The organism is Paenibacillus alkalitolerans, assembly GCF_016482785.1.
GTDB classification, from domain to species: Bacteria; Bacillota; Bacilli; order Paenibacillales; family YIM-B00363; genus Paenibacillus_AE; species Paenibacillus_AE alkalitolerans.
The window spans coordinates 89,616-115,784 of record NZ_JAEMXM010000002.1 but is presented as its reverse complement, the minus strand read 5'-3'; the positions used below and the strand labels follow the sequence as shown (position 1 = coordinate 115,784).

At 53.2% G+C, this 26,169-nt stretch carries 20 protein-coding genes; 16 read left to right on the top strand and 4 right to left on the bottom strand.

All coding sequences use genetic code 11. The features are described from left to right. Positions 1-140: 140 nt before the first annotated feature. From JET16_RS04245 to JET16_RS04235, 3 genes are read right to left on the bottom strand one after another with little or no spacing between them, the layout of a single operon-like run. Complete coding sequence (locus tag JET16_RS04245) at positions 141-1,082, bottom strand: ABC transporter permease subunit (RefSeq protein ID WP_199614393.1); 942 nt, start codon at positions 1,080-1,082, stop codon at positions 141-143. Then, complete coding sequence (locus JET16_RS04240) at positions 1,042-2,028, bottom strand: ABC transporter ATP-binding protein (protein WP_199614392.1); 987 nt, start codon at positions 2,026-2,028, stop codon at positions 1,042-1,044. The genes JET16_RS04245 and JET16_RS04240 overlap by 41 nt, the downstream gene beginning before the upstream one ends. 3 nt (positions 2,029-2,031) lie before the next feature. Continuing rightward, positions 2,032-3,189 (bottom strand): COG1470 family protein, encoded by a 1,158-nt coding sequence (locus tag JET16_RS04235; protein WP_199614391.1) that lies wholly within the window; start codon positions 3,187-3,189, stop codon positions 2,032-2,034. A 204-nt stretch (positions 3,190-3,393) separates the two neighbouring features. On the opposite strand from JET16_RS04235, the gene acsA reads away from it, so the two are divergent. Continuing rightward, a complete protein-coding gene (acsA, locus tag JET16_RS04230) occupies positions 3,394-5,115 on the top strand; it encodes an acetate--CoA ligase (RefSeq protein WP_199615003.1) in 1,722 nt (573 codons plus the stop codon). Between the two features lie 115 nt (positions 5,116-5,230). Beyond that, complete coding sequence (locus tag JET16_RS04225) at positions 5,231-5,959, top strand: NAD-dependent protein deacylase (RefSeq protein WP_199615002.1); 729 nt, start codon at positions 5,231-5,233, stop codon at positions 5,957-5,959. Here JET16_RS04225 and JET16_RS04220 read toward each other — a convergent pair. Beyond that, positions 5,956-6,366, bottom strand: coding sequence for a secondary thiamine-phosphate synthase enzyme YjbQ (locus JET16_RS04220; protein WP_199614390.1), 411 nt, complete (start codon positions 6,364-6,366; stop codon positions 5,956-5,958). The genes JET16_RS04225 and JET16_RS04220 overlap by 4 nt on opposite strands. Before the next feature lie 180 nt (positions 6,367-6,546). Between JET16_RS04220 and JET16_RS04215 the strand changes: the two genes are divergently transcribed. From JET16_RS04215 to nirB (JET16_RS04150), 14 genes are all read left to right on the top strand, one after another. Then, a complete protein-coding gene (locus tag JET16_RS04215; protein ID WP_199614389.1) occupies positions 6,547-7,881 on the top strand; it encodes a DUF2252 domain-containing protein in 1,335 nt (444 codons plus the stop codon). An 89-nt stretch (positions 7,882-7,970) separates the two neighbouring features. Beyond that, entirely contained in the window at positions 7,971-9,224 is a 1,254-nt protein-coding gene (gene ilvA, locus JET16_RS04210) for a threonine ammonia-lyase IlvA (protein WP_199614388.1), read from the top strand. Between the two features lie 76 nt (positions 9,225-9,300). After that, a complete protein-coding gene (locus JET16_RS04205; RefSeq protein ID WP_199614387.1) occupies positions 9,301-10,842 on the top strand; it encodes an ABC transporter substrate-binding protein in 1,542 nt (513 codons plus the stop codon). A 357-nt stretch (positions 10,843-11,199) separates the two neighbouring features. Continuing rightward, positions 11,200-11,979, top strand: coding sequence for a DUF2087 domain-containing protein (locus JET16_RS04200; RefSeq protein WP_199614386.1), 780 nt, complete (start codon positions 11,200-11,202; stop codon positions 11,977-11,979). Further along, a complete protein-coding gene (locus tag JET16_RS04195; protein WP_199614385.1) occupies positions 11,969-12,340 on the top strand; it encodes a GIY-YIG nuclease family protein in 372 nt (123 codons plus the stop codon). Before JET16_RS04200 ends, JET16_RS04195 begins: the two co-directional genes overlap by 11 nt. Positions 12,341-12,654: 314 nt before the next feature. After that, positions 12,655-14,388: a LytS/YhcK type 5TM receptor domain-containing protein gene (locus tag JET16_RS04190; protein WP_199614384.1), complete on the top strand. Its 1,734-nt coding sequence runs from the start codon at positions 12,655-12,657 to the stop codon at positions 14,386-14,388. Between the two features lie 15 nt (positions 14,389-14,403). Continuing rightward, on the top strand, positions 14,404-15,129 hold the full coding sequence (locus tag JET16_RS04185; protein ID WP_199614383.1) for a LytR/AlgR family response regulator transcription factor: 726 nt from the start codon (positions 14,404-14,406) through the stop codon (positions 15,127-15,129). A gap of 159 nt (positions 15,130-15,288) precedes the next feature. Beyond that, complete coding sequence (locus JET16_RS04180) at positions 15,289-15,639, top strand: DUF485 domain-containing protein (RefSeq protein WP_199614382.1); 351 nt, start codon at positions 15,289-15,291, stop codon at positions 15,637-15,639. After that, a complete protein-coding gene (locus JET16_RS04175; RefSeq protein ID WP_199614381.1) occupies positions 15,636-17,174 on the top strand; it encodes a solute symporter family protein in 1,539 nt (512 codons plus the stop codon). Before JET16_RS04180 ends, JET16_RS04175 begins: the two co-directional genes overlap by 4 nt. 100 nt (positions 17,175-17,274) lie before the next feature. Then, the gene (locus JET16_RS04170; protein ID WP_199614380.1) at positions 17,275-18,804 is read left to right on the top strand and encodes a solute symporter family protein; all 1,530 of its coding nucleotides are present in this window, start codon (positions 17,275-17,277) and stop codon (positions 18,802-18,804) included. Between the two features lie 872 nt (positions 18,805-19,676). After that, on the top strand, positions 19,677-22,109 hold the full coding sequence (gene nirB / locus JET16_RS04165; RefSeq protein WP_199614379.1) for a nitrite reductase large subunit NirB: 2,433 nt from the start codon (positions 19,677-19,679) through the stop codon (positions 22,107-22,109). 15 nt (positions 22,110-22,124) lie between these two features. Then, positions 22,125-22,460, top strand: a complete 336-nt coding sequence (nirD, locus tag JET16_RS04160) for a nitrite reductase small subunit NirD (RefSeq protein ID WP_199614378.1) — start codon at positions 22,125-22,127, stop codon at positions 22,458-22,460. Between the two features lie 19 nt (positions 22,461-22,479). Further along, positions 22,480-23,655, top strand: a complete 1,176-nt coding sequence (locus JET16_RS04155) for an MFS transporter (protein ID WP_199614377.1) — start codon at positions 22,480-22,482, stop codon at positions 23,653-23,655. Between the two features lie 102 nt (positions 23,656-23,757). Further along, a complete protein-coding gene (nirB, locus tag JET16_RS04150) occupies positions 23,758-26,163 on the top strand; it encodes a nitrite reductase large subunit NirB (protein ID WP_199614376.1) in 2,406 nt (801 codons plus the stop codon). The last annotated feature ends 6 nt before the right edge of the window (positions 26,164-26,169 follow it).

Below are 26,169 nucleotides of genomic sequence, written 5' to 3'. Positions count from 1 at the left end.
CCCAAATTGGATTTATTTATTAAGTTTATTCGTAATTATTACGATTAGACAGATTGAATTATACACTCGCGGGTATAATTGTCAACAAAAAGTGGGGCTGTCCTGAATGACAGGACATCCCCTAGAAGCGGTCTATTCAATTATCGCGACCGGATCTCTTGACGCATGAAAGCGAGATAAGACAATCCGAAGAAAATCATTGTACCGGCGATCAAAGCGGTCAATTGCGGCCAAACGAGCAATAAGCTTTGAGTAAGAGGAAGCGGGCTGGCGATCGCTCCGTACGCTTGTTCCACCGTTAAGAAACCGCTCAACGTCCGGATTTCCGGAACCAACAGCGTGCTCGTCGCCTCTTCAAACAGCGTGTTCGGACTGATCCTCGTCAACGAATTGGTCCATTGCGCGTATTGGTACGTGTCGGGAGCAGCCATACTCCCTGCAAGCAAATTCACAATGATCGGATAGAAGATGATAAAGAACATCCATATCGCAAGGCCGGCCAGCGCTGAAGTGGCCGCACTCCTTAACCGGACGGAAAATAATATCGCCAAGTTCAGCCAAAAAGCCACATATACAACGCTGACAAGCAGAAACAATATCATTCTTATAAATTCTTCGGGTGTCGGAACAATGCCCGTAACGATGATGCCTATCGCCATTACGAGCAGCCCCATCGCAAGAAACAACACCCCGATAACGAGCAAAGCTGCGGAAAACTTCGCGTTCAACACATAATCCCGGGGAACGGGCTGCGCGAGCGTCCTGCTTAGCGTACCCCTGTTTCGTTCGCTCTGAACGGCGTCGAATCCGAGCCCCAAACCGAGAATCGGGCCAAGGAAACCGACGAATGTGATGAAAGCGGGTACGGTCCCGTCCGTGGCGGTAAACATCTTCAAAAACAAATACTGCTTATAAGTTTCATCCGCCGATGCGGCCTCCCTCAGCCCGTTGATAACCGCATATATCGAACCTAAGCAAGTAAGGGCAAGCAACAGCAGCAAAATATTCGTTCGAAGACTTCGAATGTGATCCGACAATTCTTTATGCACCATCGCTTGAAACGGATGGAGACCGGTCTGCATTCGAATCCCTCCCCTCGAAGTAACGAAGATATATTTCGTCCAGTCCGTATTCTTTCGGATGCAGGGAATGCAAAGACGCTCCGCTCTGCACAACGGCGCTCGCAATCCCGGATGCGGCGTCTTTAGGCGCTTCGATATGAAGCGTGTTGCCGGAGAGGGTGGCTCCTCTCACCCCGGGAACGCTTCTGATCGCTTCGAGCAGCGGTTCGTCCAACGGGTCTGCCGACGCCTCGATCCATTCCGCTTCGTCTCCGAATAATTGCATGGATAAATCGCGCACCGTGCCGTCCGCAATGAGCTTCCCTTTCACGAACAGGCCGACCCGGTCGCAAATCGACTGTACTTGGTGCAGGTGATGAGAGGAGAGGAGGACTGTAATGTTTTGCTCGCGGGACAGCGTCCGGATCAAGTCCAGCAGCTGCTTCATCCCTTCGGGGTCGAGCCCGAGCGTCGGTTCGTCGAGAATCATCACTTCGGGATTTTTGATCAGCACGTCGGCCAAACCCAACCGCTGCCGCATGCCGCGTGAATACGCGCCGACCTTCTTCGATCCGGCATCCGCCAAGCCGACCCTCTCGAGCAGCCGGCCGGCCCTGTCTGCGGCCTCCGATTCGGGAATCCGGTTCAGCCTCGCCGTATAGAGCAAATTTTCCATTCCGGTCCGGTCTTCATAAAACCCGACGTCATCCGGCAAATACCCGACTTTTCGTTTCACCTGCAGCGGTTGGCGCACCGAATCGAGCCCGCAGACGCGAACCTGACCCGAGTCCGGTTCCGACAAGCCCAAGAGCATCAGTATCGTTGTGGATTTCCCGGCGCCGTTCGGTCCGAGCAAACCGAATATTTCACCTTGGTACACGGTTAAGTTCAACCGGTCGACCGCCGTCTGCTCTCCGTACGTTTTCGTGACGTCTGTAAGCGCAATAATCGGCTCGCGGTTATCCACGATTTATCGCCTCCCGTATTTGCGGAACAAGTAGAACAGGCCTCCCGCAACGGCTGCGATCATAAGAATGCCGATCCATCCCCACAATACGGACGTCTTTACGCTGACTCTGAATTGCGCATCGGACACCGCTTCCGGGGCCGACGCCTTCATTTGCACGACATAATCGCCGGCGATGGCTGATTTGGCGGAGCTGATCGTGGCGATCACTTGCTTCGATTCCCCCGGGGCAATCGTGTCGATTGTGGCGGGCTCGAACTCGACGCTCCAATCGACAGGCGTATCGGCCGTTAAATTGACGTCCGCCAATTCGGCGGTGCCGGTATTTTGCACTTGAAGCTCTAGCTTCCGCTGTCTTCCCGCCGTAATATCGGTGCTTAAAAGCCCTGAAGGCGTTGTCAGTTTGATGTCATAGCTTCCGGTTATTACGACTTGCAGGTTCAGCTTAGCGGAGGTGCCGCTTGTTTGCGCGGAGATCGGAATGTCGTATGTGCCGGCTTCCACTTGCTCCGGAGGATCCACCTCGACGGTCACCGTCTCCGATTGACCCGGCTCGACCTCTACGGAAGAAACGCGGTCGCCTCCTTTTTTAAACACGACTTCCCAGCCCTGAGCGGCCTGCGCGCGAAGCGCATATAGTTGTTTCTCGGCCGTGCGGTTGCGAAGCTCCGTGGAGAACGTAAAGTTGGAATCGGCATGGCCTTCCATATTCGATTGATCGGTCGTCAATTCCGTTTCGAACGTGCCTTGTTCCGTCACTTCCACGGCTAACGGCAGAACGTTGCCGTTGCCGGCGGATAATGTGAAACGGTATTCTCCTTTCGCAACCTTCAATGGGATCTCTACCCGCATAGATAAAGTTTCGTTCTCGCCCGGTTTGACGGAAAGCTCTTTCACTTTCCAACTTCCCGACGTGAGCTCGGTCTCCCAGCCTTCCGGCAGCCCCAAGACCGACAGACGCGCGGTTTGCACTCCGTTCGTCCGGTTGATGAGTTCGACGCTGTAGTCGATCGATTCGCCGGGGGTGACGGCGATGTAGGTTTGCGGCGTAAATAATGTCAGTTCTCCAGCCGCTTTCGCAGGGCTCACGGGAATCGCCGCATTAATCAGCAGAAGCGCGCACAATACGGCGAAACCTGCCCTTAGCACAAATGATTTCATATGGACCCTCCTTATACGGATTTGGAATTTTCCGATAAAAATCGTAGGGCGAAAACCTTAAAAAAAGCTGAAACGTTCCTTAAAAAATGATAAAATGTGACTAAAATGCGACTCTTTGTTGCGATTTCCTGGAAGCGTTTATATAATCCATATAAAGCGGTTTCATTTTTTTGTTCATAGAGAGGAGTCGGAGTAATGCAGGAAATGAATACTCAGCATGAGGTGTTGCGGAGTAAGGTAACCGATTCGAATTTGAAGTCCTATACGGAGACGTATGAACAGTTTAAGTGGGAGGATGTTCATCCCAATTTCAGTTGGCATGCGACAGGCAAGGTCAACATGGGGTACGAGTGCATCGACAAGCATACGTTAACCTCCCGCAAAGATAAGACCGCGCTCATTTACATCGACGAGCTGAGAAACGAACGATACACATTTGAAGAGATGCGAAAGCTGTCCAACAAGTTCGGCAATTTGCTTCGCTCTTTAGGGGTGGAGAAGGGCGACCGCGTGTTTTTCTTCATGCCTCGCGTTCCCGAAATTTATGCAGGTATATTGGGATCGTTAAAAATCGGAGCGATTGTCGGACCGCTGTTTGAAGCATTCATGGAAGGTGCGGTTCTCGACCGGCTGTCGGATGCCGAAGCGTCCGTTGTCGTAACGACCGCCGCGTTGAAAGGGCGCATTCCGAGAGACCAGCTGCCGAATTTGAAGCATATCGTGTTGATTGACTCGGACGGCAACCCGGGTCCGGGCGAGGTCGATTTCCGGAAAGCTTTCGATGCGGCATCGGAAGAGCTGGATATCGAATGGGTCGATTTGGAGCATCCGATGATACTGCATTATACGTCGGGCTCTACCGGCAAGCCGAAAGGCGTATTGCATGTGCACGGCGCCATGATTCAACATTACATTACCGGCCGCTGGGTGCTTGATCTGAAAGATGATGATATTTACTGGTGCACGGCGGATCCGGGTTGGGTAACGGGGACGTCTTACGGCATCTTCGCGCCGTGGTTGAACGGAGCGACGAACCTCATTCGCGGCGGAAGGTATTCCGCGGACAAGTGGTACGCTACGATCCAAGACAACGATGTCACCGTCTGGTACAGCGCGCCTACGGCGTTTCGGATGTTGATGTCCGCCGGAGACGAAGTGGTCGCAAAGTACAATTTGTCTACTTTGCGCCATGTACTCTCCGTCGGCGAGCCGTTAAATCCGGAAGTCATCCGGTGGGGGATGAAGACATACAAGCAGCGTATACACGATACTTGGTGGATGACGGAAACGGGCGCCCACATGATCGTAAACTATCCGTGCATGGATATTCGCCCGGGCTCGATGGGCAAGCCGCTGCCCGGCGTGCGCGCCGCCATAATCGACGACAACGGCAACGAACTGCCGCCTTACAGCCTCGGCAATCTGGCGATTCGCACAGGTTGGCCGTCCATGATGCGCCGCATCTGGAACAACCCTGGCAAATATAACGAGTACTTCCGTATACAAGGCTGGTATGTGTCCGGAGATTCCGCATATATGGACGAAGACGGCTACTTCTGGTTCCAGGGAAGAGTGGATGACGTTATCAACACTTCGGGGGAACGCGTCGGCCCGTTCGAAGTCGAGAGCAAGCTCGTCGAGCATCCGGCCGTGGCGGAGGCCGGCGTCATCGGCAAACCGGACCCGCTTCGCGGCGAAATTATTAAAGCGTTCGTTTCGCTGCGGGAAGGGTTCACGGCTTCGGATGCACTGTTGGAAGAACTGAAGCTGCACGTCAAGACCGGATTGGCGGCGCACGCGGCTCCGCGGGAAATCGAGGTTATCGATAAGCTGCCGAAGACGCGATCCGGCAAAATTATGCGCCGCGTACTGAAGGCGCGGGAGCTTGGCCTGCCTACAGGCGATCTCTCCACAATAGAGGACTAATACAATTATTGCTTCGGAGCGGGAACGCAGCGTCCCGCTCCGTTTGCGTTATATGGGGATGCAAGTATATTCTGAATATAACGAAGTCGCTTGAAAAGAGAGGAAGGGATATGCACTGGAGCGAAGAAAGATCAAAGAAATCGTAGCCCGTGGCGAACGAATCGTCTTCTTCGGCGGAGCGGGCACATCCACGGAAAGCGGCATTCCCGATTTTCGCTCGGCGGCCGGTTTGTACGCGCAAGAAACCGATTCCCCTTACCCGCCGGAAGTGATGCTGTCGCACTCGTTTTTCATGCGTCATACGGAATTGTTCTTTACATTTTACCGTTCGAAGATGATTTACCGGGACGCGCAGGCCAACGCGGCGCACATCGCATTGTCCAAGCTTGAACGGCAAGGACGGCTCAGCGCGGTAGTCACCCAAAACATCGACGGCCTTCATCAGGAAGCGGGCAGCCGGTCGGTGTACGAGCTGCACGGCTCCGTCCATCGCAACTATTGCATGGATTGCCGCACATCTTACGACTTGGATTATGTCGTCGCTTCCTCAAGCATCGTACCGAAGTGTTCCGGGTGCGGCGGTATCGTGAAGCCGGATGTGGTGCTGTACGAGGAGCCGCTTCATGAAGAGACGTGGGAGGGGGCGGCGCGGAAAATTTCCGAAGCCGATGTTCTCATCGTCGGCGGCACGTCGCTCACCGTGCACCCGGCAGCGCAGCTCGTTCGTTACTATCAAGGCGATTCGTTCATCATTATCAACCGGGACGAAACGCCGTACGACGCATACGCCTCGATCGTCTGCAGGGATTCAATCGGTGAAGTATTGAGGGAAGCGGTCCTTTAGGAACGATCGGCCAGCCATTTCACATGGCATTTGCGCGTGCGCGGGCCGTCAAACTCGCAGAAGTAGATTCCTTGCCATGTTCCTAAGATAAGACGGCCTTCCTGCACAAGCACCGTTTGCGACGTGCCGGTAAGCATCGCTTTCATATGCGCCGCCGTATTCCCTTCCGCGTGCCGGTCTTTCGGATGACGCCAAGGGAACAGCTCGTCCAAGCGCATAAGCGCATCCCGTTTCACATCCGGGTCGGCGTTCTCTTGAACGGCGATTCCGGCAGTCGTGTGCGGGCAATATACGATCGCCGCGCCGTCGCCATGCGCGCCTATTTCTCTCAACGCTTCCCGTACACGGTCTGTAATGTCGATCATTTCGTCCCTTCGGGACGTCTGCATAGTAAAAGTTCGGATCATGGCGCACCTTTTTTATAAATAGTATTGTACTTAACACTTTATAAGAAAAACTTCTATCGAAGTAGACTCAAGGACGAGCGACCGCGAATTTAGAGGAAGTTTTTCTTGGTAAAGAATTTACTCATTTCCTGACGAAGCAGAAAACTTATAAATTCTTTAACGTTCAGAGAGGGCGATTTCATGCAGCGCTACAGTCCCGAACGCGTGCGTCAAATGCGGCGAACCATACGGGCGCAGTTGATGGAGACGATATTTGACGATTTCGACGGCACATTGATGGAATTACCCGATGATGCCCGGGCGCTGAAGTATGCGAAAATGGCGGAAAACCCGTTTCGTTTCTTTCGGGGCAGCGCCTATTTGTTCTATTTCGACGTATCGCATTTACCGTTTCCGTATCATACTCCCCGTGAGAAACCGACTTGGATTCAAGGCGACCTTCACTTCGAAAATTTCGGCGCGTTCCAGGCGCGCGACGGACGAATCGTCTATGACATCAACGATTTCGACGAAGGGTACATGGGATCTTACCTGTACGATCTGCTCAGAATGTCGGTGAGCATCGCGCTTGTTTGCGAGACTCCGGAGTTCGACGGAAAACAAACGGAAGAGTCGATCAGGAGTTACCTTAAAGCTTATTATAAACAAATTCGCCGGTTCTCGTCCCGCAAAGACGATCCGACGTCGCTGTCGTTTACCGAAGAGAACACCTCGGGACCGATCCGTAAATTGTTGAGAAAGGTGAACAAGAAGCGCAAGACCGATTTTCTTGACGGCATTACGGAACAAACGCGCCATGCGAGGCGGTTCTCCCCGTCATCGGAAATCGTGCCGCTCGAATCGGATGAAAGCGGCCGACTTCAAGAGGTTTGGCCGGATTACTTATATTCGTTGGATGAGGAGTCGAAGCGGGAAGAGGCGTTCTACGCCATTAAAGATATTGCCGTCAAACACAGCTCCGGAACCGCTTCGATCGGATTGGACCGGTATTATGTGTTGATCGAAGGGCACCGCGATCCGGAAGGCGCCGACGATATCGTATTGGAAGCGAAGGAAGTGAGAGCTCCGGTTCCCGCGTACTTTTTGCCTGATCGGGAACTGTTCTGGAGCCGGTACGCCCATCACGGGGAACGGGTGACGGCGACACAACGGGCGATGCATCATGAGGCGGACCCGTTTCTAGGATTCTTTACCTTAGACGACCGGTGTTTTTACGTCAGGGAGCGGTCTCCGTATAAGAAGAGAGTGAAGGCGAGCCGCATACTTACGCTCGAAGATATGTGCGGCACTGTGAATCAGATGGGACGGATTACGGCGAAAATTCACGCCAGGGCGGACAACGAGCTGCAAAACGGCATCATCGATTATCATGCGGAGGATGAAATCGCGTCTGCGATGGGCGGCGATCCCGATAAATTTGCCGATACGATCTCGTTATGGGCGATGGGCTATGCGGCGCAGGTGCATCAGGACTATGAGTTGTTTGCCGAATGGGTACGGAAGCGGTTCTCGTGAGTGTACTCCGCCGCCGCCAACGCGGCGCTGCGCGCGCATGAACCGCGCGGCCAAAAGAAACCAACATCGATGGAGGGAGCGGAACCGGAATGGACGGTGCCGTAATAAGAATCGAAGATATCGTTGCCGCACACAATCGGGTGAAGGAACAAATCGTGGAAACGCCGCTGCAATATAACGAGGTGCTTTCCGACCGGTACCGGTGCAACGTGTATTTGAAGAGGGAAGACTTGCAGGTCGTACGTTCGTTTAAGATTCGGGGAGCTTACAACTTTATACGCGGTTTGCCCGAGGCGCAGTCGGAACGGGGCGTCGTCTGCGCCAGCGCCGGCAATCATGCGCAAGGAGTCGCGTATACTTGTTCCGCACTCGGCATTCCCGGCGCAATCTTTATGCCCGCGACGACGCCGAAACAGAAAGTGTCGCAGGTGGAACGGTTCGGCGGTCCGAACGTCGACATTCGGCTTGTGGGCGACACGTTCGACGATGCGCTGGCCGAGGCGCTTGCCTATGCGGAACGGGAACGGAAGACATTCGTGCACCCGTTCGATCATCCCGCGGTCATTGCCGGCCAAGGGACGCTTGGGGCGGAAATTGTGAGCGCGGCACCTGCTCCTGTCGACTATTTATTTGTCAGCGTCGGAGGAGGCGGTCTTGCCGCGGGAGTAGCGTCTTACATCAAGCGGTTAAGCCCGGACACGAAAATCATCGGCGTCGAAGCATCAGGCGCACCTACGATGAGCTCTTCTTTCGAAAAAGGGGAGATCGTTCCGCTTCAGGACATCGACCGGTTCGTCGACGGCACCGCGGTTAAACGCGCCGGAGAATGGACATACCCGATCTGCCGGAACCTGCTGGACGACATGATCGTTATTCCCGAAGGCAAAGTATGCACTACGATTCTGGAGTTGTACAATGAGAACGCCATCGTCGTGGAGCCGGCCGGCGCGCTGACCGTTTCCGCGTTGGACACCTATCGGGAACGAATCGAAGGAAAGACGGTCGTATGCATCGTCAGCGGCGGCAATAACGACATTGACAGGATGCAGGAAATAAAAGAGCGGTCGCTCATTTACGAAGGCTTGAAGCATTACTTCATCATCAATTTCCCGCAGCGTGCCGGCGCGCTGCGGGAGTTTCTCGACGGCGTGCTCGGTCCTGACGACGACATCACCCGGTTTGAGTATACGAAGAAGAGCAGCAAGGAGAACGGCCCGGCATTGGTCGGAATCGAGCTGAAACGGCGGGGAGATTATGAAGGGCTGATCGCGCGCATGCAGGACCGGAAAATCTCCTTTATGGAGCTGAGGGAGCATCCGGATCTGTTCCAATTGCTCGTTTGAGAATATTTTTAGGGAACCTTTTCCACTCCTGATGCGTTAACATTATGGAAACACAATCCAATTAGGGGTGGAAAAAGTGAAAAGTATCAGGAAATGGAGAGTTCAAACGGTCTTGCTGGTAACATCATTGGCAATGATGTTATCCGCTTGCGCTGCGACCGGTGGAGCCGAACAGGTGCTTCCGGAAATGGGGAAAGACGAGCAAGCGACGATTAAGGTCACTTATTGGGATGAAGAAAGCTTCTTTCGGGATCTAGGGAACTTGTTTCTAGTGCAGCATCCGAATATCGACATTGAAGTGGTGAGCACAAACCGCATCTATAAGGAAGGCAAAGATCCTATGGAAGCGATGAAGGAATTCATTGAAGAAGAGCAGCCGGACGTGCTGATGCTGGATACGTATAATATCAAGAAGCTCATCGATGAAGGCATGTTGTACCCGTTGGACCCGGTCATCGCTCAAGATGAATTCGACTTGGAGGGCATATTGCCCGCTGCGATCGAAGCGATCCGCAAATCCGGTGACGGAAAGCTGTATGGTTTGGCGCCGACTTTTTACAGCAGTGCGCTCTACTACAACAAATCATTGTTTGACAAGCACGGTGTTCCGTTGCCGTCCGACGGAATGACTTGGGCGGAAGTGCTGCAGCTTGCAGAGCGGTTTCCGAAGGACGGTTCCGAGAAAGACCGGATTTACGGGTTGGAATTGCCGGGATTCGGAGGCGGTAACGACTCATGGAGACTGATGCAGATGGGAGCGGAAAGAGGACTTTCGTACGTTGATCCGTCGGCCGGCAAAGTGACGTTGAACACCGATTCATGGAAAGAAGCGGCGAATCTGGTATTGAAATTATCGAAATCGGAGGCTATGTTCAAGCATGATCCGAATAAACAGTCGCAGCAATTTAAGTCGCATGAGGATTTCCTCTTGCGCGATCCGTTTATCGGCGGGCGTGTAGCGATGAAAATTGACGGCATGCATCTGATGCGCGAGTTGAGGGAAGCGACGGACGTGCTGAAGGAAAAATTCACGGTCGATTGGGATATCGTGACGGTTCCCGTCCACCCTGAAAACCCGACGGTTTCGAGTTCTTTCGGCATTCATCAAATATACGGTATCAATGCGAAGTCGCAAAATTTACGCGCGGCATGGGAATTCGTGAAATATATCAATTCGGACACAATGGCGAGAGTAACGGCGCGGGCGCCGGTCTGGGGCGGTCTCCCGGTGCGAACCGAATACATCCGAAACGAAGAAGGAAAGCATCTGGAAGCGTTCTATGCACTTGAACCAAGCACTACCGACACGTACTCGGCGTATCGTGAGTTGCCACAATCGTTCAACCAACAATTCCACGGAATCGTCTCAAAGCATTGGGAGAACGTGGTGAATGAAAAAGTGACGGTCGATGAGGCGCTGGCCTCCATCGAAACGGAAGCGCAGGCGGCTCTGGATCAAGCGTTGGAGGAAGAGGCGGCGAAGAAGGACGGGAAAGCGGATGAAGGCGGTCAAGCAGGCGGTGCGGAAGCCGAACCGGAATCTTCGGAGGATCAACCGGCAGCCGCTGAAGGTGATTCCGCAACAACGGAAGCTCAACCCGCGGCGCAATCGGAATGAGGAATCGGGCTGAATGATCCGGGATAACTTCGAAGTTTGTCAAAGTTGAGGCAATACGATGACTTGAGAGCCGTGAATGAACAATGTTCATTCGCGGTTTTTTTTGTATCCACACAGCCTGTTTGATATTTCGGAAGCCGCCTGCCGGCAATGCTTCCTGGATCCGTTTGACGGATTCCGGAACGATTATTCCAGTAGCTCGCTTCATACCCAAACAACTTCATTGTCGCTGAAAGTGCTGTACCGAGTGATGGGAAGTCGACATTGCGTTTTTTCTGCTTGTGCTCATATAAACAATATGGTAATTTGTTTAATGCAGGGCAAACATTATAATGATTTGTTGGTGGTTCGAAAGCTATGGATTTAGACCAACGGTTTTGGGGAGCAAGTGTCGAAGAACTGCAGCAAGGATATGTATCGCTTCCGGACGACGGCGGGTTTGTATGCCTCGTATGCGGCCATCATGCCGAGAACGGACGCATTTACCCGGTGCAAGACCGGTGGTATGAAGCCGAAGCATACATGCGCCGGCATATCGAGGAATTGCACCGATCCATGTTTCATTATCTTCTGGACATGGATAAAAAGTGGACCGGACTTACCGATGTACAGAGAGATGTCTTGCAAGCATATTACGAGGGAAAATCGGATGCCGAAACTGCGAAGCTGCTTGGCAGCAAGCAATCTACAGTCAGATACCACCGGTTCCATCTACGGGAAAAGGAAAAACAGGCGAAAGTGTTTTTGTCTTTGATGGGGCTGCTGGCGGAACGGTCGGAAAAGGATAGCGAGTCGTTCATGACGATTCATAGAACCGCCGCAATGGTGGACGAACGGTATGCGGTCACGAACGAAGAGAGAGAGAAGATTCTTAAAACATATTTCCCCTACGGTCTGCAAGGTCCGATGAGAGAATTTCCGTCCAAGGAGAAAAGAAAAATCGTTGTGTTAATGCATATTGCTGGACGATTTGACCGAAACCGCAAATACACGGAGAAGGAAGTCAACGATGTGCTTAAGGAAGCGCATTCCGACTATGTGACGCTGCGACGGTACATGATCGATTACGGATTTTTGGACCGGAAAGACGATTGCAGCGTGTACTGGGTGAAAGGAGAGAAGCAGAGTGATGAATAAAGAAAAGAAGAAAATGTTGTCCGCTCAATACGTCATGTCCGAACGGCCGGCCGGCGCCTTTCGCATCGTGCACCGTCCCAGCGGGAAATCGTTTGTAGGTGTGAGCCCTGACCTGAACGCGGCATGGAACAGCCAGAGATTCCAATTGACGATGGGCGTGCACCGAAACTCCAAGCTGCAGAAGGATTGGTCGGAGTATGGCCTGGACGCTTTCGAATACGAAATAATGGAGCGGTTCAAGCGTCCGGAAGACGGGCGGTACAATTTAAAGAAAGAGCTTGAACGTATGGAAACGGCATGGTTCGAGCGGCTTTCACCTTATGGTGAGAAAGGTTATCATGATCGAAAATCGGAAAATTGAGGAAGTAGAGGGTCCTATTAGCCGGTTTTTCGAGCTCTATGAGAAATAGAGGAACTGGAGGACTCTATTGCGACATAACACCGTCTCTCAGCGAGCAAAAACGCCGCATTAGGGGACTGTACTTCCTTAATTATTTTTATACGAGGCAAAACTGCGACAATAAAGGCCTGTACTTCCTCTATTTTTGACACCCATCCGGTGGAAGAGGTCAAGGTGGCGCTTACCACGAATACGGCGGCTCTCATAGAGAGCCGCCGCGTTCGTTGATCTGGTATTATATATTGTGATAGGGAGATGAGAGAAGGGGGCCGGTTATGGAGCAGTTAACGTTGCTGCTGTTGGAACGGATGGGGTTATTGCTCATCATCGCCTTTATGTTGACGCGCACTTCATTGTTCCGCCAGCTGATTGAGGGAAAACCGAACCTCCCGAACGTCTTCTATTTCTCGCTCATCTTCGGCATCTTTGGCATTGCCGGCGTGCATGCCGGCGTTGTCGTAACGCACGATCAAGTCGAATCTTCTTTTTGGGTGTATAACATCGGCGAAGATCAAGTCATTGCGAATTCCGCCCTTGTAGGGGTCGTTATCGGAGGTTTGTTGGGCGGCAGTCTTGTAGGGTTGGGAGCTGGAGTTCTCACAGGGCTTCATCTGTACCACCTGGATGGATTTGCGGCGTTGGCAATGGCGCTTTCCGCTCCTGTTACGGGTTTGGCGGCAGGCGGCATCGCGAAATTTTTTTCGGATGAACGGGTCATCTCGCCGGCAAAGGCGATGTTCGTCGGCATGTTTGCCCCGATCATTCAGATGGGTTTTATCCTCATTTTTTCTTCTCCTCCGCAACAGGCATCCGCCGCAGTTAACGCCGTCGGGATGCCGATGGTGTTAACGAACAGCATTGCTATTGCAGTGTTTACGGCAATGATCCATGTTGTGTTAAAGGAGGAGGAACGCGCTGCGGCATTTGAGACGAGGCGGGCGTTGAAGATAGCGGAGATGACGCTGCCGCATCTGAGACAAGGACTGACTCCCGCGACGGCGGACGCGGCGGCGCGTATTTTGCACAACGAGCTCAAAGCGGACGCGGTTGCCGTAACGGATACTCAGCGCATTCTCGCCCATGTCGGAATAGGGACAAGCAGCCGCATTGCCGGGGAAGAAATTCAAAGCGTATTATCACGCGAGGCGATTCGGACGGGGGAAGTGAAAATTTCATACGATAAAGCGGATTTTCAACCTCACCACCCTTCCATAGGCGCTGTCATCATCGTTCCCTTCAGTCAATCCGGCAAAGTTGCGGGACTCATTAAGCTGTACTTTAAACGCCCCGAGCAAATACGGAAAATTGAAGAAGTGTTAGCCAGCGGACTGGGCAACCTGATCACTTATCAATTGAATACGGCGTTGGCCGAAAAGATGGATAAGCTTATGAAGGATTCGGAGCTGAGGTTGCTTCAAGCGCAAATCAATCCCCACTTCTTGTTCAATACGTTAAATTCCATTGTTTCCTTGGTCCGCATCAACCCCGATCTTGCCCGTCATTTGACGGTTCAACTAGGAACGTTTATGCGCCTTAATTTAAAAATAACCCAACACCAATTGATTACGATCGCACAGGAAATACAGCATTTGACGACATACCTGGAAATTGTCAAAGTTCGTTTCGCCGATCAGTTCACGGTAAGCACGGACATTCAGGAGGGTCTGGGTTCCGTCCTCATTCCGCCTTCATGTCTTCAGCCATTGGTTGAAAACAGCATTCAGCACGGATTGAAAGGCATGACTAGCGGCGGTATCATACGAATAAATATTTATTCCTGGCGTGAAGATGTCCATATATTAATCGAAGATAACGGAACCGGGGTTCCGCCTGAAATCATCGATCAATTGGGTAAAGCTCCACTGCTCAAAAGTAGTGGCGCGGGGATTGGATTGTTCAACGTCAACCAACGATTGATCAGTATGTTCGGCCGGGGAATCGGCATTGAAAACAACACCGGCCGCGGCTGCCGGATAACTTTTTCAATACCTCTGCGAAGCGGAGAGTGAGGGAGGCAAGCAAGCATGAAAATAAAAGTGATCATTGCGGAAGATGAAAGATTTGCGCGCGAGGAGTTGATTTACCTGCTTTCCAAGGAGCGCGACATCGAGCTTCTGCCCAGCGCCGGCAATGGCCGCGAACTACTGGAATCGGTTATGCTGCATAAACCCGACGCTGTGTTTCTTGATATTCAGATGCCCGAATTGGACGGCATGGAAGCGGCCCGGCGCTTATCGATCCAAGGTAACGCCCCTTACATTGTGTTCACCACGGCCCATGAAGAATACGCGGTGGAAGCTTTTCGCATTCATGCCGTCGATTATTTATTAAAGCCTTATGATTCCGGACGATTGTCGGAGGCGTTGAACCGTATTCGACAAGCTGCGGCCCGCAATACGAAAGCTCCCAGAGTCAATAAGCTGCTGATTGACGACCGGGAAAAGTGGGTCGTTATCGATCCGAATCAGGTTATTTACGCGGTGAAAGAGGAAAAAAATACGATTATCCATCTGGCGGCCGGCGAAACCCGCTGCTCGCGGCTGACGCTTCAGGAGCTGGAGTACAAGCTTTCCGCTTATCCCTTCTTCCGTTCCCATCGCAGCTATTTGGTGAATTTGAATTATATCGACTCTATCGAGCCTTGGTTTAACGGGGCTTACAATATCATCTTGAAAGACGGCAAAAAAACGACAATCCCCGTCTCGCGCATTTCCGTCAAACCGTTGTTCAAGCATTTGAACGCGGAATAATTCATGCAGGATACGCACGAATAGTCTGATCGGTATCGTATTTTGGTTGTTTACTTCGGAATAACGACATTTCGCGACTAAAACGAAATATGTAATCAATCTTCCCGATATAATGAAAATAAAGCGCTTACAAATAGACTCCAGCCAAGGAGGCAATGTATGCAAGAACAAAAGATACGCTACCAGGAAATAGCCAAGTCTCCGGCATTCCGTCTGCTCATGGATCGGAAGAAGAGGTTCATCGTCCCAATGTCGTTGTTTTTCCTTGCATTTTATTTTGCTCTGCCTGTTCTAACGGCCTATTTCGACTTTCTGAATACGCCGGCCGTCGGATCGATTACATGGGCTTGGGTATTTGCTTTCGCGCAATTTGTCATGACGTGGTCGCTTTGCATCATTTACTCCAAGAAAGCCGAGGAGTTCGATAAAATGGTTCAACGAATTCAAGAGGATGCGAATAAGGCGGGCACGGTTGAACAGGGCACAACGGATGGAGGCAAAAGCGCATGAACACGGCATTTATACTTTTTCTTCTGATCGTGTTGGGAACATTGGTCATTACGTACTACGCCTCCAAAAAAACAAAAACGACGCATGAATTTTATACCGCGGGTGGCGGCCTCACCGGCTGGCAGAACGGATTGGCGATTGCCGGAGACTACATGTCAGCTGCATCGTTCCTTGGTATAGCCGGCATGATTGCTCTATACGGCTTCGACGGATTCTTCTACAGCATCGGATTTCTGGTCGCTTATTTGGTGGTGCTTTATTTGATCGCAGAGCCGCTGCGCAATCTCGGGAAGTATACGATGGCCGATATGATTGCCGCCCGCTTCAATAATAAGAAAATTCGGGGAGTTGCTGCTCTCAACTCCGTAACGATTTCCATCTTCTATATGATTGCCCAACTGGTCGGAGCCGGGGCGCTAATCAAGCTGTTGTTGGGGCTCGAGTATACGGCGTCCGTGTTGATTGTCGGAACCCTGATGACGGTATACGTCGTGTTCGGCGGGATGACGGCTACCAGCTGGGTGCAAATTATCAAGTGCGTTCTGCTAGTAACGGGAACGCTTATCATTTCCCTAATCGTCTTTGCAAAATTCGGCTTCAGCATCACAACCATGTTCGATCATATGAAATCGGCGACACCGTTAGGCGAAGCATTCTTGCATCCGGGGAACAGACTGAATAACGGCCTCGACAATATTTCCCTTAATCTGGCTTTGGTGTTGGGAACGGCGGGCCTGCCGCATATCTTGATCCGTTTCTTCACGGTGAAAGACGCGCCTACCGCAAGAAAATCGGTGCTGGTTGCGACATGGGTTATCGGGGCTTTTTATGTAATGACGATTTTCCTCGGGTTTGGAGCCGCCGCGTTCGTAGGCACGGAAGAAATCGTGAACGCGAACAGAGCGGGCAATATGGCGGCACCGCTGCTGGCTAAAGCTCTTGGCGGGGACATCTTGTTCGCCTTCGTGTCGGCGGTTGCTTTCGCAACAATTCTCGCGGTAGTCGCAGGCCTTGTGCTGTCGGCCGCATCGGCTTTCGCGCATGATTTCTACAGCAGCATCGTCCGGCGCGGCAAAGCGACGGAGAAGGAGCAAGTTACGGCGGCAAAATTGGCGTCCGTCGGCGTTGCGATCATCTCTATCGCCTTGGCTTTGTTTGCCCAGAAGCTGAATGTCGCGTTCTTGGTCGCTCTTGCGTTCGCCGTGGCTGCCAGCGCGAATTTGCCGGTGTTGGTCTTTACGGTGTTCTGGAAAAGATTCAATACGGCCGGGGCCGTCACCGGCATGTTGGTCGGGTTGTTCAGCTCGCTGTTTCTTGTGGCGATCAGTCCCAACGTATGGGCGCCGACAGCCGGTCAGGCCATCTTGGTAGGGGAACCGCTGTTTCCGCTGGCGAATCCCGGAATCATTTCGATTCCGATCGGGTTTCTGGCGGCATATGTCGGAACCTTGCTTTCTTCGCAAAAGGATGAAGCGAAATATTCGGAAATATTGGTCCAGGCGAATACGGGAATCAGAGACCCGCACACGGTATAGACCTTTGTTATTTACGGCCGGAGGATATCCTCCGGCTTTTAATCGTTTATAATAGGTATATTGCTGTTTACTAATATGCGAAGATGGCAGGGGCGAGCGAATGAACATATCGGGATTTGTTTTTTTTCTGGCCATTATTGCCGGCACCTTGTTCATCACTTATTCGGCGGCTCGCCGAACACATACGACCCACCAGTTTTATGCCGCCGGAAACCGGTTGACGGGATCCCAGAACGGGCTCGCGATAGCGGGCGATTATATGAGCGCGGCGTCGTTTCTGGGGATTACCGGCGCGATCTCGTTGACCGGCTTCGACGGATTTTGGTATTCGATAGGCTTTCTTGCTTCTTATTTGTTTGTGCTGTTTTTTATTGCCGAACCGGTCCATCATCTTGGGAGATTTACCGTCTCCGATTCGATTGCCGTCCGATTCGACGCGAAGCCGCTTCGCGGATGCATCGCGGTGAATACGCTTATCATCTCGATCTTATATATGATTGCGCAATTGGTCGGTGCAGGTACGCTGCTGCATGCGCTGTTGCATGTGGATTATGCCGCGGCGATCTGCATCGTAGGCGCCTTGATGACGGTGTATGTCGTATTCGGAGGCATGATAGCGGCGTCCTGGGTACAGATCATCAAGACGATTTTGCTGCTTGCAGGGACGCTTCTCGTCTCGCTGATCGTATTGGCCAGATTCGACTGGAGCTTGCTGCAGCTATTTGATCAAGCATCACAGGCCACTCCGCTGGGAGAAAAATTTCTTCTTCCGGGCAATTTGTTCGAGCATCCTCTGGAAACGTTGTCGCTTCAGCTGGCGTTATTGCTTGGTACGGCGGGACTTCCGCATATCGCCGTCCGGTTTTTCACGGTAAGTGACGCTGCCGCCGTCCGGAAATCGGTAGGCGTCGCCGTTTCGGCTATGGGCGCATTTTATTTGATGACGGTGTTCCTCGGTTTTGGCGCGGCGCTGCTGCTGAACCGGGAAGGGCCGCTAATCGGCGGCGGCACGGAAAATCTCGCGGTCATCTTTTTAGCGGAAAATTTAGGCGGGGAATTCCTAATGGCTTTTGTTTCCGCCGTCGCATTCGCAACCATCTTGGCTGTCGTTTCGGGGTTGGTCGTAACCGCGTCATCCGCTTTCGCGCACGACATTTACAGTCATATCGTACGCAAAGGCCACGCCACGGAGAAAGAACAGATGATTGCGGCGAAGTGCTCGTCGATCGGGGTCGGCGTTATTTCGATATTGCTTGCGTTAGGAGCGCAGCGCCTCAATGTAGCTTTTCTGGCTTCATTGGCTTTCGCCGTCGCCGCTTCGGTGAATGTTCCGGTCATGATTTGCACGATTTATTGGAGGAGGTTCACGTTGGCAGGGGCGATTACGGGCATGGCTACCGGATTGCTTGCATCCGTCTGTCTCGTTCTGATCAGCCCAAACGTAATGCATCCCGTAACCGGGTGGATTAAAGCGGATCCGCTGTTCCCGCTTATGAATCCGGGCCTCGTTTCGATCCCGCTGGGGTTTCTCGGAGCGATCCTCGGCTCTTTCTTCGGCCGTCCCGGCCCGGAAGCGGACGCTTCATACGATATGACCAAAGTTCAGGCGCATACCGGCATGCGGCAATAATTGCGGCGGCTCTCAAAGAGAGCCGCCGTTTTCGTTGTGACCGGCAAGGCGAAGCAATGTAAGGTGCGTGTAACCGGAGCAACTCCGGTTACAACGCTCAATTTCGACCCGTTGCACTCTCTTAGCCGGAGCAACTCCGGTTACAACCCTCAATTTCGACCCGTTGCACTCTCTTAGCCGGAGCAACTCCGGTTACAACCCTCAATTTCGACCCGCTGCACCCTTCTAGCCGGAGCAACTCCGGTTACAACGCTCAATTTCGACGCGCTGCACCCTCCTAACCGGAGTAACTCCTGTTACATAGCTTGAAACCGGCTTTTACGAGCGTTAAAGCGAACTTTTCTCGCTTACAGCTCCTGAATCCGGTTTACTGCATTTAAGTCTGTTGCTCACAATAAATCGACAGGCTCTAAATGTCCGTTAGTCAGCCGAATCGTGCAATTAGTCGGGAGAGGTCTTCTTATAAGTCAGGAAAGGCGACAAACGGGGCTTCAAAGTATATGTTCTTGAAGTAAGTGCCATGCGGATTCATAATGTGTGAGAAAATGTAACACATGATGTATTTGTGCATTATAAAATCAATTCGATTATTCATGAAATATAACCACGAGATGATGAAAGCGTTATTTTTCCGAACTATATCACGAAATATTTATAAATTCGTTCGTATTATCTATGAAATTATGTTTTCTTTATAAGAAAATAAACAAATTTTTGTTGATAAAAACGAAGACCTGAGTTACAGTAATAAAAATAGTCTATGTTAGATTACGTGACGCTAAAATAGTCCTCGTTGATGAGTTTTTATGTGTCCAAGTGAATACCTAACATAAAATGTAACAATTACATCCGACGAAGGTGCGTGAATCACTATGAAGAAAAAATTAGTTCTGATAGGAAACGGAATGGCCGGAGTCAGCTGTATCGAGCAGCTGCTTAAGCTAGCGCCGAACCGCTACGATATTACTATCTTCGGCAAAGAGCCGCATCCGAACTATAACCGCATCTTGCTTTCGTCGGTATTGGCCGGCGATGCCGATATGAAGGACATCGTCATTAACGATTGGTCTTGGTACGAAGAGAATCACATCACGCTGCATACGGGCCATACGGTTAACAAAATCGATGCGGAACGGAAGCTCGTCAGCACGGACGGCGGAATCAGCGTTCCATACGATGAATTAATTATCGCAACGGGATCGCTTCCTTTCATGCTTCCGCTGCCGGGCGCGGACAAGGAAGGCGTGATCGCCTTCCGGGACATTAAAGATTGCGAGGCGATGATCGAAGCCGCGAAGAAATACAAGAAAGCCGTAGTTATCGGCGGCGGCCTTCTAGGCCTTGAAGCGGCTCGCGGGCTGCTGAATCTTCATATGGACGTAACGGTCGTTCACATTAACGAATACTTAATGAATCTTCAGCTTGACTCGACGGCGTCTCTCATGCTGCAGCAAGAGTTGGAGCGCCAAGGCATGAAGTTTCTGCTCAAGAAAAACAGCGAAACGATTCTCGGCAAGAAGCGCGCAACCGGCCTTCGGTTCACGGACGGCTCGGAAGTCGATGCCGACCTGATAGTCATGGCGGTAGGAATCCGGCCCAACATTGCGCTTGCGAAGAGCAGCGGCATCGAGATCAACCGCGGCATTGTAGTAAATGACTACCTGGAGACGAACATACCTAACATCTACTCCATCGGCGAGTGCGCCGAGCATCGCGGCGTAGCTTACGGTTTGGTCGCTCCGCTGTACGAACAAGGGGCGGTGCTGGCCAAGCGGCTTGCCGGGGTAGAGACGGCGGGTTATCAGGGCTCCGTCGTATCGACCAAGCTGAAGGTATCGGGCGTCGACGTATTCTCGGCAGGCGAATATGCGGATAAGCCGGGCACTCGTGCCGTTCGCGTTCAAGACGATTTCGAAGGAGTATATAAGAAAGCCGTCATCAGGGACGGCAAAGTGATCGGCGCCGTATTGTTCGGCGACATCAGCGACGGTTCGCGGTTGTTTGCAATGATCCGAAGCGGCGAAGACGTTACGGGCAAAGAAAAGACGGTGCTCCTCGGAGAAGGCGGGGGCAAGGCGAAGTCCGGTGCGGAATTGGTTGCGGCAATGAGCGACGACGAGATCGTGTGCGGCTGCAACGGGGTATCGAAGGGCGCTATCGTGCAGGCTGTTCAGGAGAAGGGCTGCTCCAGCGTCAACGATATTAAAGCTTGCACCAAAGCGTCAGCTTCCTGCGGAGGCTGCAAGCCGCTGGTGGCAGACGTGCTGACTTACGTGCTCGGAGCGGACGGCGTGAAAACCGTCAAAGAAGGCATATGCGCCTGCACGACGCTCGGACGCGACGAAGTGGTGGAAGCGATCCGCAGCATGAGACTGACAACCTCGAAGGAAGTCATGAACGTGCTCGAATGGTCCAATCCGGAAGGCTGTTCCAAGTGCCGCCCGGCGCTGAACTACTACCTCGGCATGGCGTGGCCGGAAGATCATGAGGACGAAAGAGAGTCGCGCTTCGTGAACGAGCGCAATCACGCGAACATCCAGAAGGACGGCACGTACTCGGTCGTTCCGAGAATGTACGGCGGCGTGACGACACCGAAAGATTTGAAGAAAATCGCGGAAATCGCCGAGAAGTACGAGGTGCCGCTCGTGAAGGTGACGGGCGGACAGCGTATCGACCTGTTGGGCGTGAAGAAGGAAGACCTGCCCGCCATGTGGGCGGATCTCGACATGCCGTCAGGCTACGCATACGGTAAAGCGCTGCGGACGGTCAAAACATGCGTAGGCTCGACGTTTTGCCGCTTCGGCACCCAAGATTCCATCGGAATGGGCATAACGCTCGAGAAGAAGTTCGAGCGTTTGAATACTCCGGCGAAGGTGAAGATGGCCGTATCGGGCTGTCCCCGCAACTGTGCGGAAGCGACGATCAAAGACTTCGGCGTCGTGGCGATCGACGGCGGCTGGGAGCTTCATGTCGGCGGCAACGGAGGCACCAAGCTTCGCGGATCGGATTTGTTGTGCAAGGTGAAGACCGAGGAGGAAGTTCTGGAATGGTCCGCCGCCTACCTGCAGTATTACCGTGAGACGGGGAAATACAACGAACGGACATCGGAGTGGGTGGAGCGGGTCGGCTTGGATACGATAAAAGCGGCCTTGGAGAGCAAGGAAGATCGTGCGGCGCTTGTGGAACGGATCGAGAAGACGCTTTCGCTTACGAAAGATCCGTGGAAGGAAATCATTGAACAAGATGAGCTGCGCAAGACGTTCGCCCCGATGGAAGAGCAGTCGGCAGCAACGATTACAAAATAGAGGGGATGCAGGCATATGGCGAGGATCTATATCGGGAACATTTCGGAAATTGCAGAAAAGAGATCCAGAGTGATCAAGCTCGGAGCGCTGGAAATCGCGGTGTTCAAATTGACGGGAGGCGCGATCAAAGCGATTGAGAACCGATGCCCGCACAAAGCGGGTAAGCTTTCCGAAGGAATCGTCTGCGATCATCACGTATTTTGTCCGCTGCACGACTGGAAAATCAATTTGGATGACGGACTCGTTCAAGCGCCGGATGATGGTTGCGTAACGACCTTTCAGGTTGAAATCGACGAAAATAGCGGCGATATGCATCTGCATGTAGCAGAAGACAGCATTAAGGCATCCTAGCCTGAGGAGAGTGCTTGCGATGCGCCAAAATGGTTCATTCCTTGCTTTAGGGCTATCAACTATGGCTATGACGGCCTCGTTCGTAATCTGGAACGTGTTTCCTCCGATAGCCGGACATATACAAGAACTGTTCAGTCTCACCGCCACACAGAAGAGCGTGCTGATCGCCGCGCCAGTGCTGCTTGGATCGATTTTGCGAATCCCGATGGGGATCTACACGGATCGCTACGGCGGCAAACGCGTTTTCGCCGCAACGATGCTGTTCCTTATTTTTCCGCTGCTGATGGCCGGATTGACGCAATCCTATTGGATCATGCTGCTGTGCGCGCTGTTTATCGGCATGGCGGGCACAACGTTCGCCATATCCCTCACCTATGTTTCCAGGTGGTTCCCACCGGATAGACAGGGATTGGTGCTCGGATTGGCCGGACTTGGGAATGTGGGCGGCGCCGTGGCGAGCTTCACGCTGCCGACCGTGTTACACGGCTATGGCTTGCAATGGGTGTTCTGGGGCCCCGCCGTCATGATTGCGATCGTCACCGCCGTCTTCTGGATCGGAACGAAGGAGTTGCCCGCGCCGGCCAATGTGAAGACGTTCAAGCAATCTATGGTCGTGCTTCGGGAACGTTCTACCTGGTTATTGTCGGCCTATTATTTTGTCACCTTCGGAGGCTTCGTAGCATTCGGGGCTTATTTGCCGACATTCCTGCAGGAGCTGTTTCATTTGCCGGCAACGGACGCGGGGATGAGAACGGCCGGATTCGTCGTAGTCGCCACGTTCATTCGCCCATTGGGCGGATATATGGCGGACCGTTTCGGTTCGCGCAAAGTTCTCGCAATCGTATTTGCGGGAATCGTCATCGCGTCGTTGTCGATGGCGCTTTCCCTTGATCATTTCGCATTATTTAGCGCCAGTTGTCTTGCGGCCGCGGTTTTTCTGGGAACGGGGAACGGCGCCGTGTTCAAAATGGTGCCTGAGGTTTCCTCGAGCAACACGGGTGCGGTAACCGGCATCGTCGGCGCCGCGGGCGGCGTGGGCGGGTTCTTTCCGCCGATCGTACTCGGCATTATTAAAGATTTGTCCGGCGCGTATACGCTTGGATTCGTGCTGCTTACTCTCTTTGCATTCGTTTGTCTTTGTGTAAATCACGCGACCGAACGAGCAGCCATCCGCAAACAAGAGGCGGCTGCATGAACGGATAGGCATCGGCGGCAGGACGGAACTTCAGCATGGGAACAAGGCAACCGCAGGTTGTCCGCGATAACTAAATAATTGGCAGAGGGGGGTCGAGCATACATGGGGAAACAAAAGCTTGTCTTAATAGGGAACGGTATGGCCGGAGTGCGCTGTGTGGAAGAGATTTTGGCGATTGATCCGGACCGGTTCGAGATAACGATATTTGGCGCGGAACCGCACCCGAACTATAACCGGATCATGCTGTCGAAGGTGCTGCAGGGCGATACGGCTGTGAATGACATTACGATTAATGACTGGCAGTGGTACAAAGACAATAACATTACCCTGCATGCAGGCGATCCGGTTGTCGGCATCGACACGGCGGAGCGCAAGGTCATAAGCGAAAAGGGGCTTGCCGTCAAATACGATAAACTCATCCTCGCCACAGGCTCATTGCCGTTCATGCTCCCGCTGCCCGGAGCCGATAAGCCGGGAGTGACGGCATTCCGGAATATTAACGATTGCAACACATTGCTGGAAGCGTCCAAATCGTATAAGAAAGCCGCCGTCATCGGCGGCGGGCTGCTCGGCTTGGAGGCGGCGCGCGGTTTACTGAATCTGGGCATGGAAGTTCATGTGGTGCATATTTTCGATTACTTGATGGAGCGGCAGCTGGACCCTACGGCAGCGAGCATGCTGCGAAGGGATTTGGAAAAGCAGGGCATGCGGTTTTTGCTCGAAAAACATACGGAGAAAATTATCGGCAAGAAGCGGGCGGAAGGGCTCCTGTTCAAAGACGGAAGCAAGCTGGAAGCCGATTTGGTCGTCATTGCTGTCGGCGTGCGCCCGAACGTCAAGCTGGCTGCGGACAGCGGCATAGAGGTCAACCGTGCCATTGTCGTTAACGATTTCTTGGAGACGAGCGTGCCCGGGGTTTATGCGGTCGGGGAGTGCGCGGAGCATCGCGGCATGGTGTACGGTCTGGTGGCGCCGTTATACGAACAGGGTAAAGTGCTGGCGAACAAAATTTGCGGCGTCGAAACCGAAGGTTATCAAGGCTCGACCCTGTATTCGCAATTGAAAGTATCCGGCGTAGAGGTGTTCTCGGCCGGAGAAATTCGCGATTCGGAAATTGCGACATCTCTGAAAGTGTACGACGGCATCCATAACAAGTATAAGAAGATTTCCATTCGCGACAACAAAATCGTCGGCGCCGTGTTGTACGGCGATACCAGCGAGGGCAACAAGCTGCTTGGTTATATCAAGCAGCAACAGGATGTTTCCGTGCTGGAGGAAGAGGCGGCGCCGGGCGGCGGAGCGGATGAATCGTACGCGGCATCGCTTTCTCCGAATGCAACCGTGTGTTCCTGCAACGGCGTTACGAAAGGCGCGATTATGGACGCGGTCGCTTCAAGCGGCTGCGAGACGGTCGAAGACGTGCGCGCTTGCACGCGGGCGTCGAGTACGTGCGGCGGCTGCAAGCCGCTCGTGGCCGCGATGCTGCAGCTGGCGCTTCAGAGCAAGGATGCGCCGGCGGCGCCGAAAGAGACGGTGTGCGGCTGTACGGCCTGCAGCCATGACGAGCTTCGCGCCGCGGTGCGCGCCGGCGGCTACGCCACGGCGGGCGAGGCGATGAGTGCTCTGGGCTGGAGCAAGGCGGATGGCTGCGCGGTATGCCGTCCGGCCTTGACGTATTATGTCGGCCAGGCGCGAAGCGCGGCGGAAGCCGCGTCTGGCGCTCAAGCGGCTGCCGCACCGGCAGCTTCATCGGTGAGCTTGCTCGCCGACGGCACGTTCGCCGTCTCGCCCCGCATGTACGGCGGCGTTACGAGCGCCGAGCAGCTGCGCCGGATCGCGGATGTGATCGATAAATATAGCATCCCTTTGGTTAAGCTTACCGGCGGCGCGCATCTTGATCTTCTGGGCGTCAACGCGGAGCTTGTGAACACCGTCAGCGCGGAGCTCGGACAGCCGGAGGCGGTGAATGCGGATTCAGCTGCAGCTGAGGCTTACGGTAGAACGATCGCCTCGGTCGCCACTTGCGAAGGCATCGGGTACGACCGCAGCGCTCTGCAGGATTCCGTCCGTTTGGGCGCGAGTCTTGAGCGGAGATTGGAGCGCCTGCAAATGCCGGCCGCCGTCAGCGTCGCCGTCTCTGCGAGCCCTCTGCACCGCGCAGGGACGCTTGTCAAGGATGTCGGGATCGTCGGCGCGCCGGGCGGCTGGGAAATATACGTAGGCGGCTGCGGAAGAATAAAGCTTCGGCAAGGAGAGCTGCTGTGTACGGAGCCGACGGATGAGAAGGCGTTGGAGCTGGCGGCGGCCTTCCTCCAGTGGTACCGCGAAGAAGCGAATTACAGCGAGACGACGGGGCAATGGGTCGAACGCATCGGCATTACGCAGCTGCGGGAACGGCTGTTCGATCTCCCGTATCGCTCGGAGTTGATCGCGAGAATGGCGCTGGAGCAGCGGTTTTCCGGACAGCGGCAACAAAATTCGCAGCCTGCGGCTGCCTTGATAAGGTGACTGGCT

What these genes read in the sequence shown, in the direction of transcription:
- acsA (WP_199615003.1), top strand. Translation starts at nt 3,394, where the DNA reads ATGAATACTCAGCATGAGGTGTTGCGGAGTAAGGTAACCGATTCGAAT.
- JET16_RS04180 (WP_199614382.1), top strand. Translation starts at nt 15,289, where the DNA reads ATGCAAGAACAAAAGATACGCTACCAGGAAATAGCCAAGTCTCCGGCA.
- JET16_RS04215 (WP_199614389.1), top strand. Translation starts at nt 6,547, where the DNA reads ATGCAGCGCTACAGTCCCGAACGCGTGCGTCAAATGCGGCGAACCATA.
- nirB (WP_199614376.1), top strand. Translation starts at nt 23,758, where the DNA reads ATGGGGAAACAAAAGCTTGTCTTAATAGGGAACGGTATGGCCGGAGTG.
- nirD (WP_199614378.1), top strand. Translation starts at nt 22,125, where the DNA reads ATGGCGAGGATCTATATCGGGAACATTTCGGAAATTGCAGAAAAGAGA.
- ilvA (WP_199614388.1), top strand. Translation starts at nt 7,971, where the DNA reads ATGGACGGTGCCGTAATAAGAATCGAAGATATCGTTGCCGCACACAAT.
- JET16_RS04190 (WP_199614384.1), top strand. Translation starts at nt 12,655, where the DNA reads ATGGAGCAGTTAACGTTGCTGCTGTTGGAACGGATGGGGTTATTGCTC.
- JET16_RS04175 (WP_199614381.1), top strand. Translation starts at nt 15,636, where the DNA reads ATGAACACGGCATTTATACTTTTTCTTCTGATCGTGTTGGGAACATTG.
- JET16_RS04220 (WP_199614390.1), bottom strand. Translation starts at nt 6,366, where the DNA reads ATGATCCGAACTTTTACTATGCAGACGTCCCGAAGGGACGAAATGATC.
- JET16_RS04155 (WP_199614377.1), top strand. Translation starts at nt 22,480, where the DNA reads ATGCGCCAAAATGGTTCATTCCTTGCTTTAGGGCTATCAACTATGGCT.
- JET16_RS04245 (WP_199614393.1), bottom strand. Translation starts at nt 1,082, where the DNA reads ATGCAGACCGGTCTCCATCCGTTTCAAGCGATGGTGCATAAAGAATTG.
- nirB (WP_199614379.1), top strand. Translation starts at nt 19,677, where the DNA reads ATGAAGAAAAAATTAGTTCTGATAGGAAACGGAATGGCCGGAGTCAGC.
- JET16_RS04235 (WP_199614391.1), bottom strand. Translation starts at nt 3,189, where the DNA reads ATGAAATCATTTGTGCTAAGGGCAGGTTTCGCCGTATTGTGCGCGCTT.
- JET16_RS04200 (WP_199614386.1), top strand. Translation starts at nt 11,200, where the DNA reads ATGGATTTAGACCAACGGTTTTGGGGAGCAAGTGTCGAAGAACTGCAG.
- JET16_RS04185 (WP_199614383.1), top strand. Translation starts at nt 14,404, where the DNA reads ATGAAAATAAAAGTGATCATTGCGGAAGATGAAAGATTTGCGCGCGAG.
- JET16_RS04170 (WP_199614380.1), top strand. Translation starts at nt 17,275, where the DNA reads ATGAACATATCGGGATTTGTTTTTTTTCTGGCCATTATTGCCGGCACC.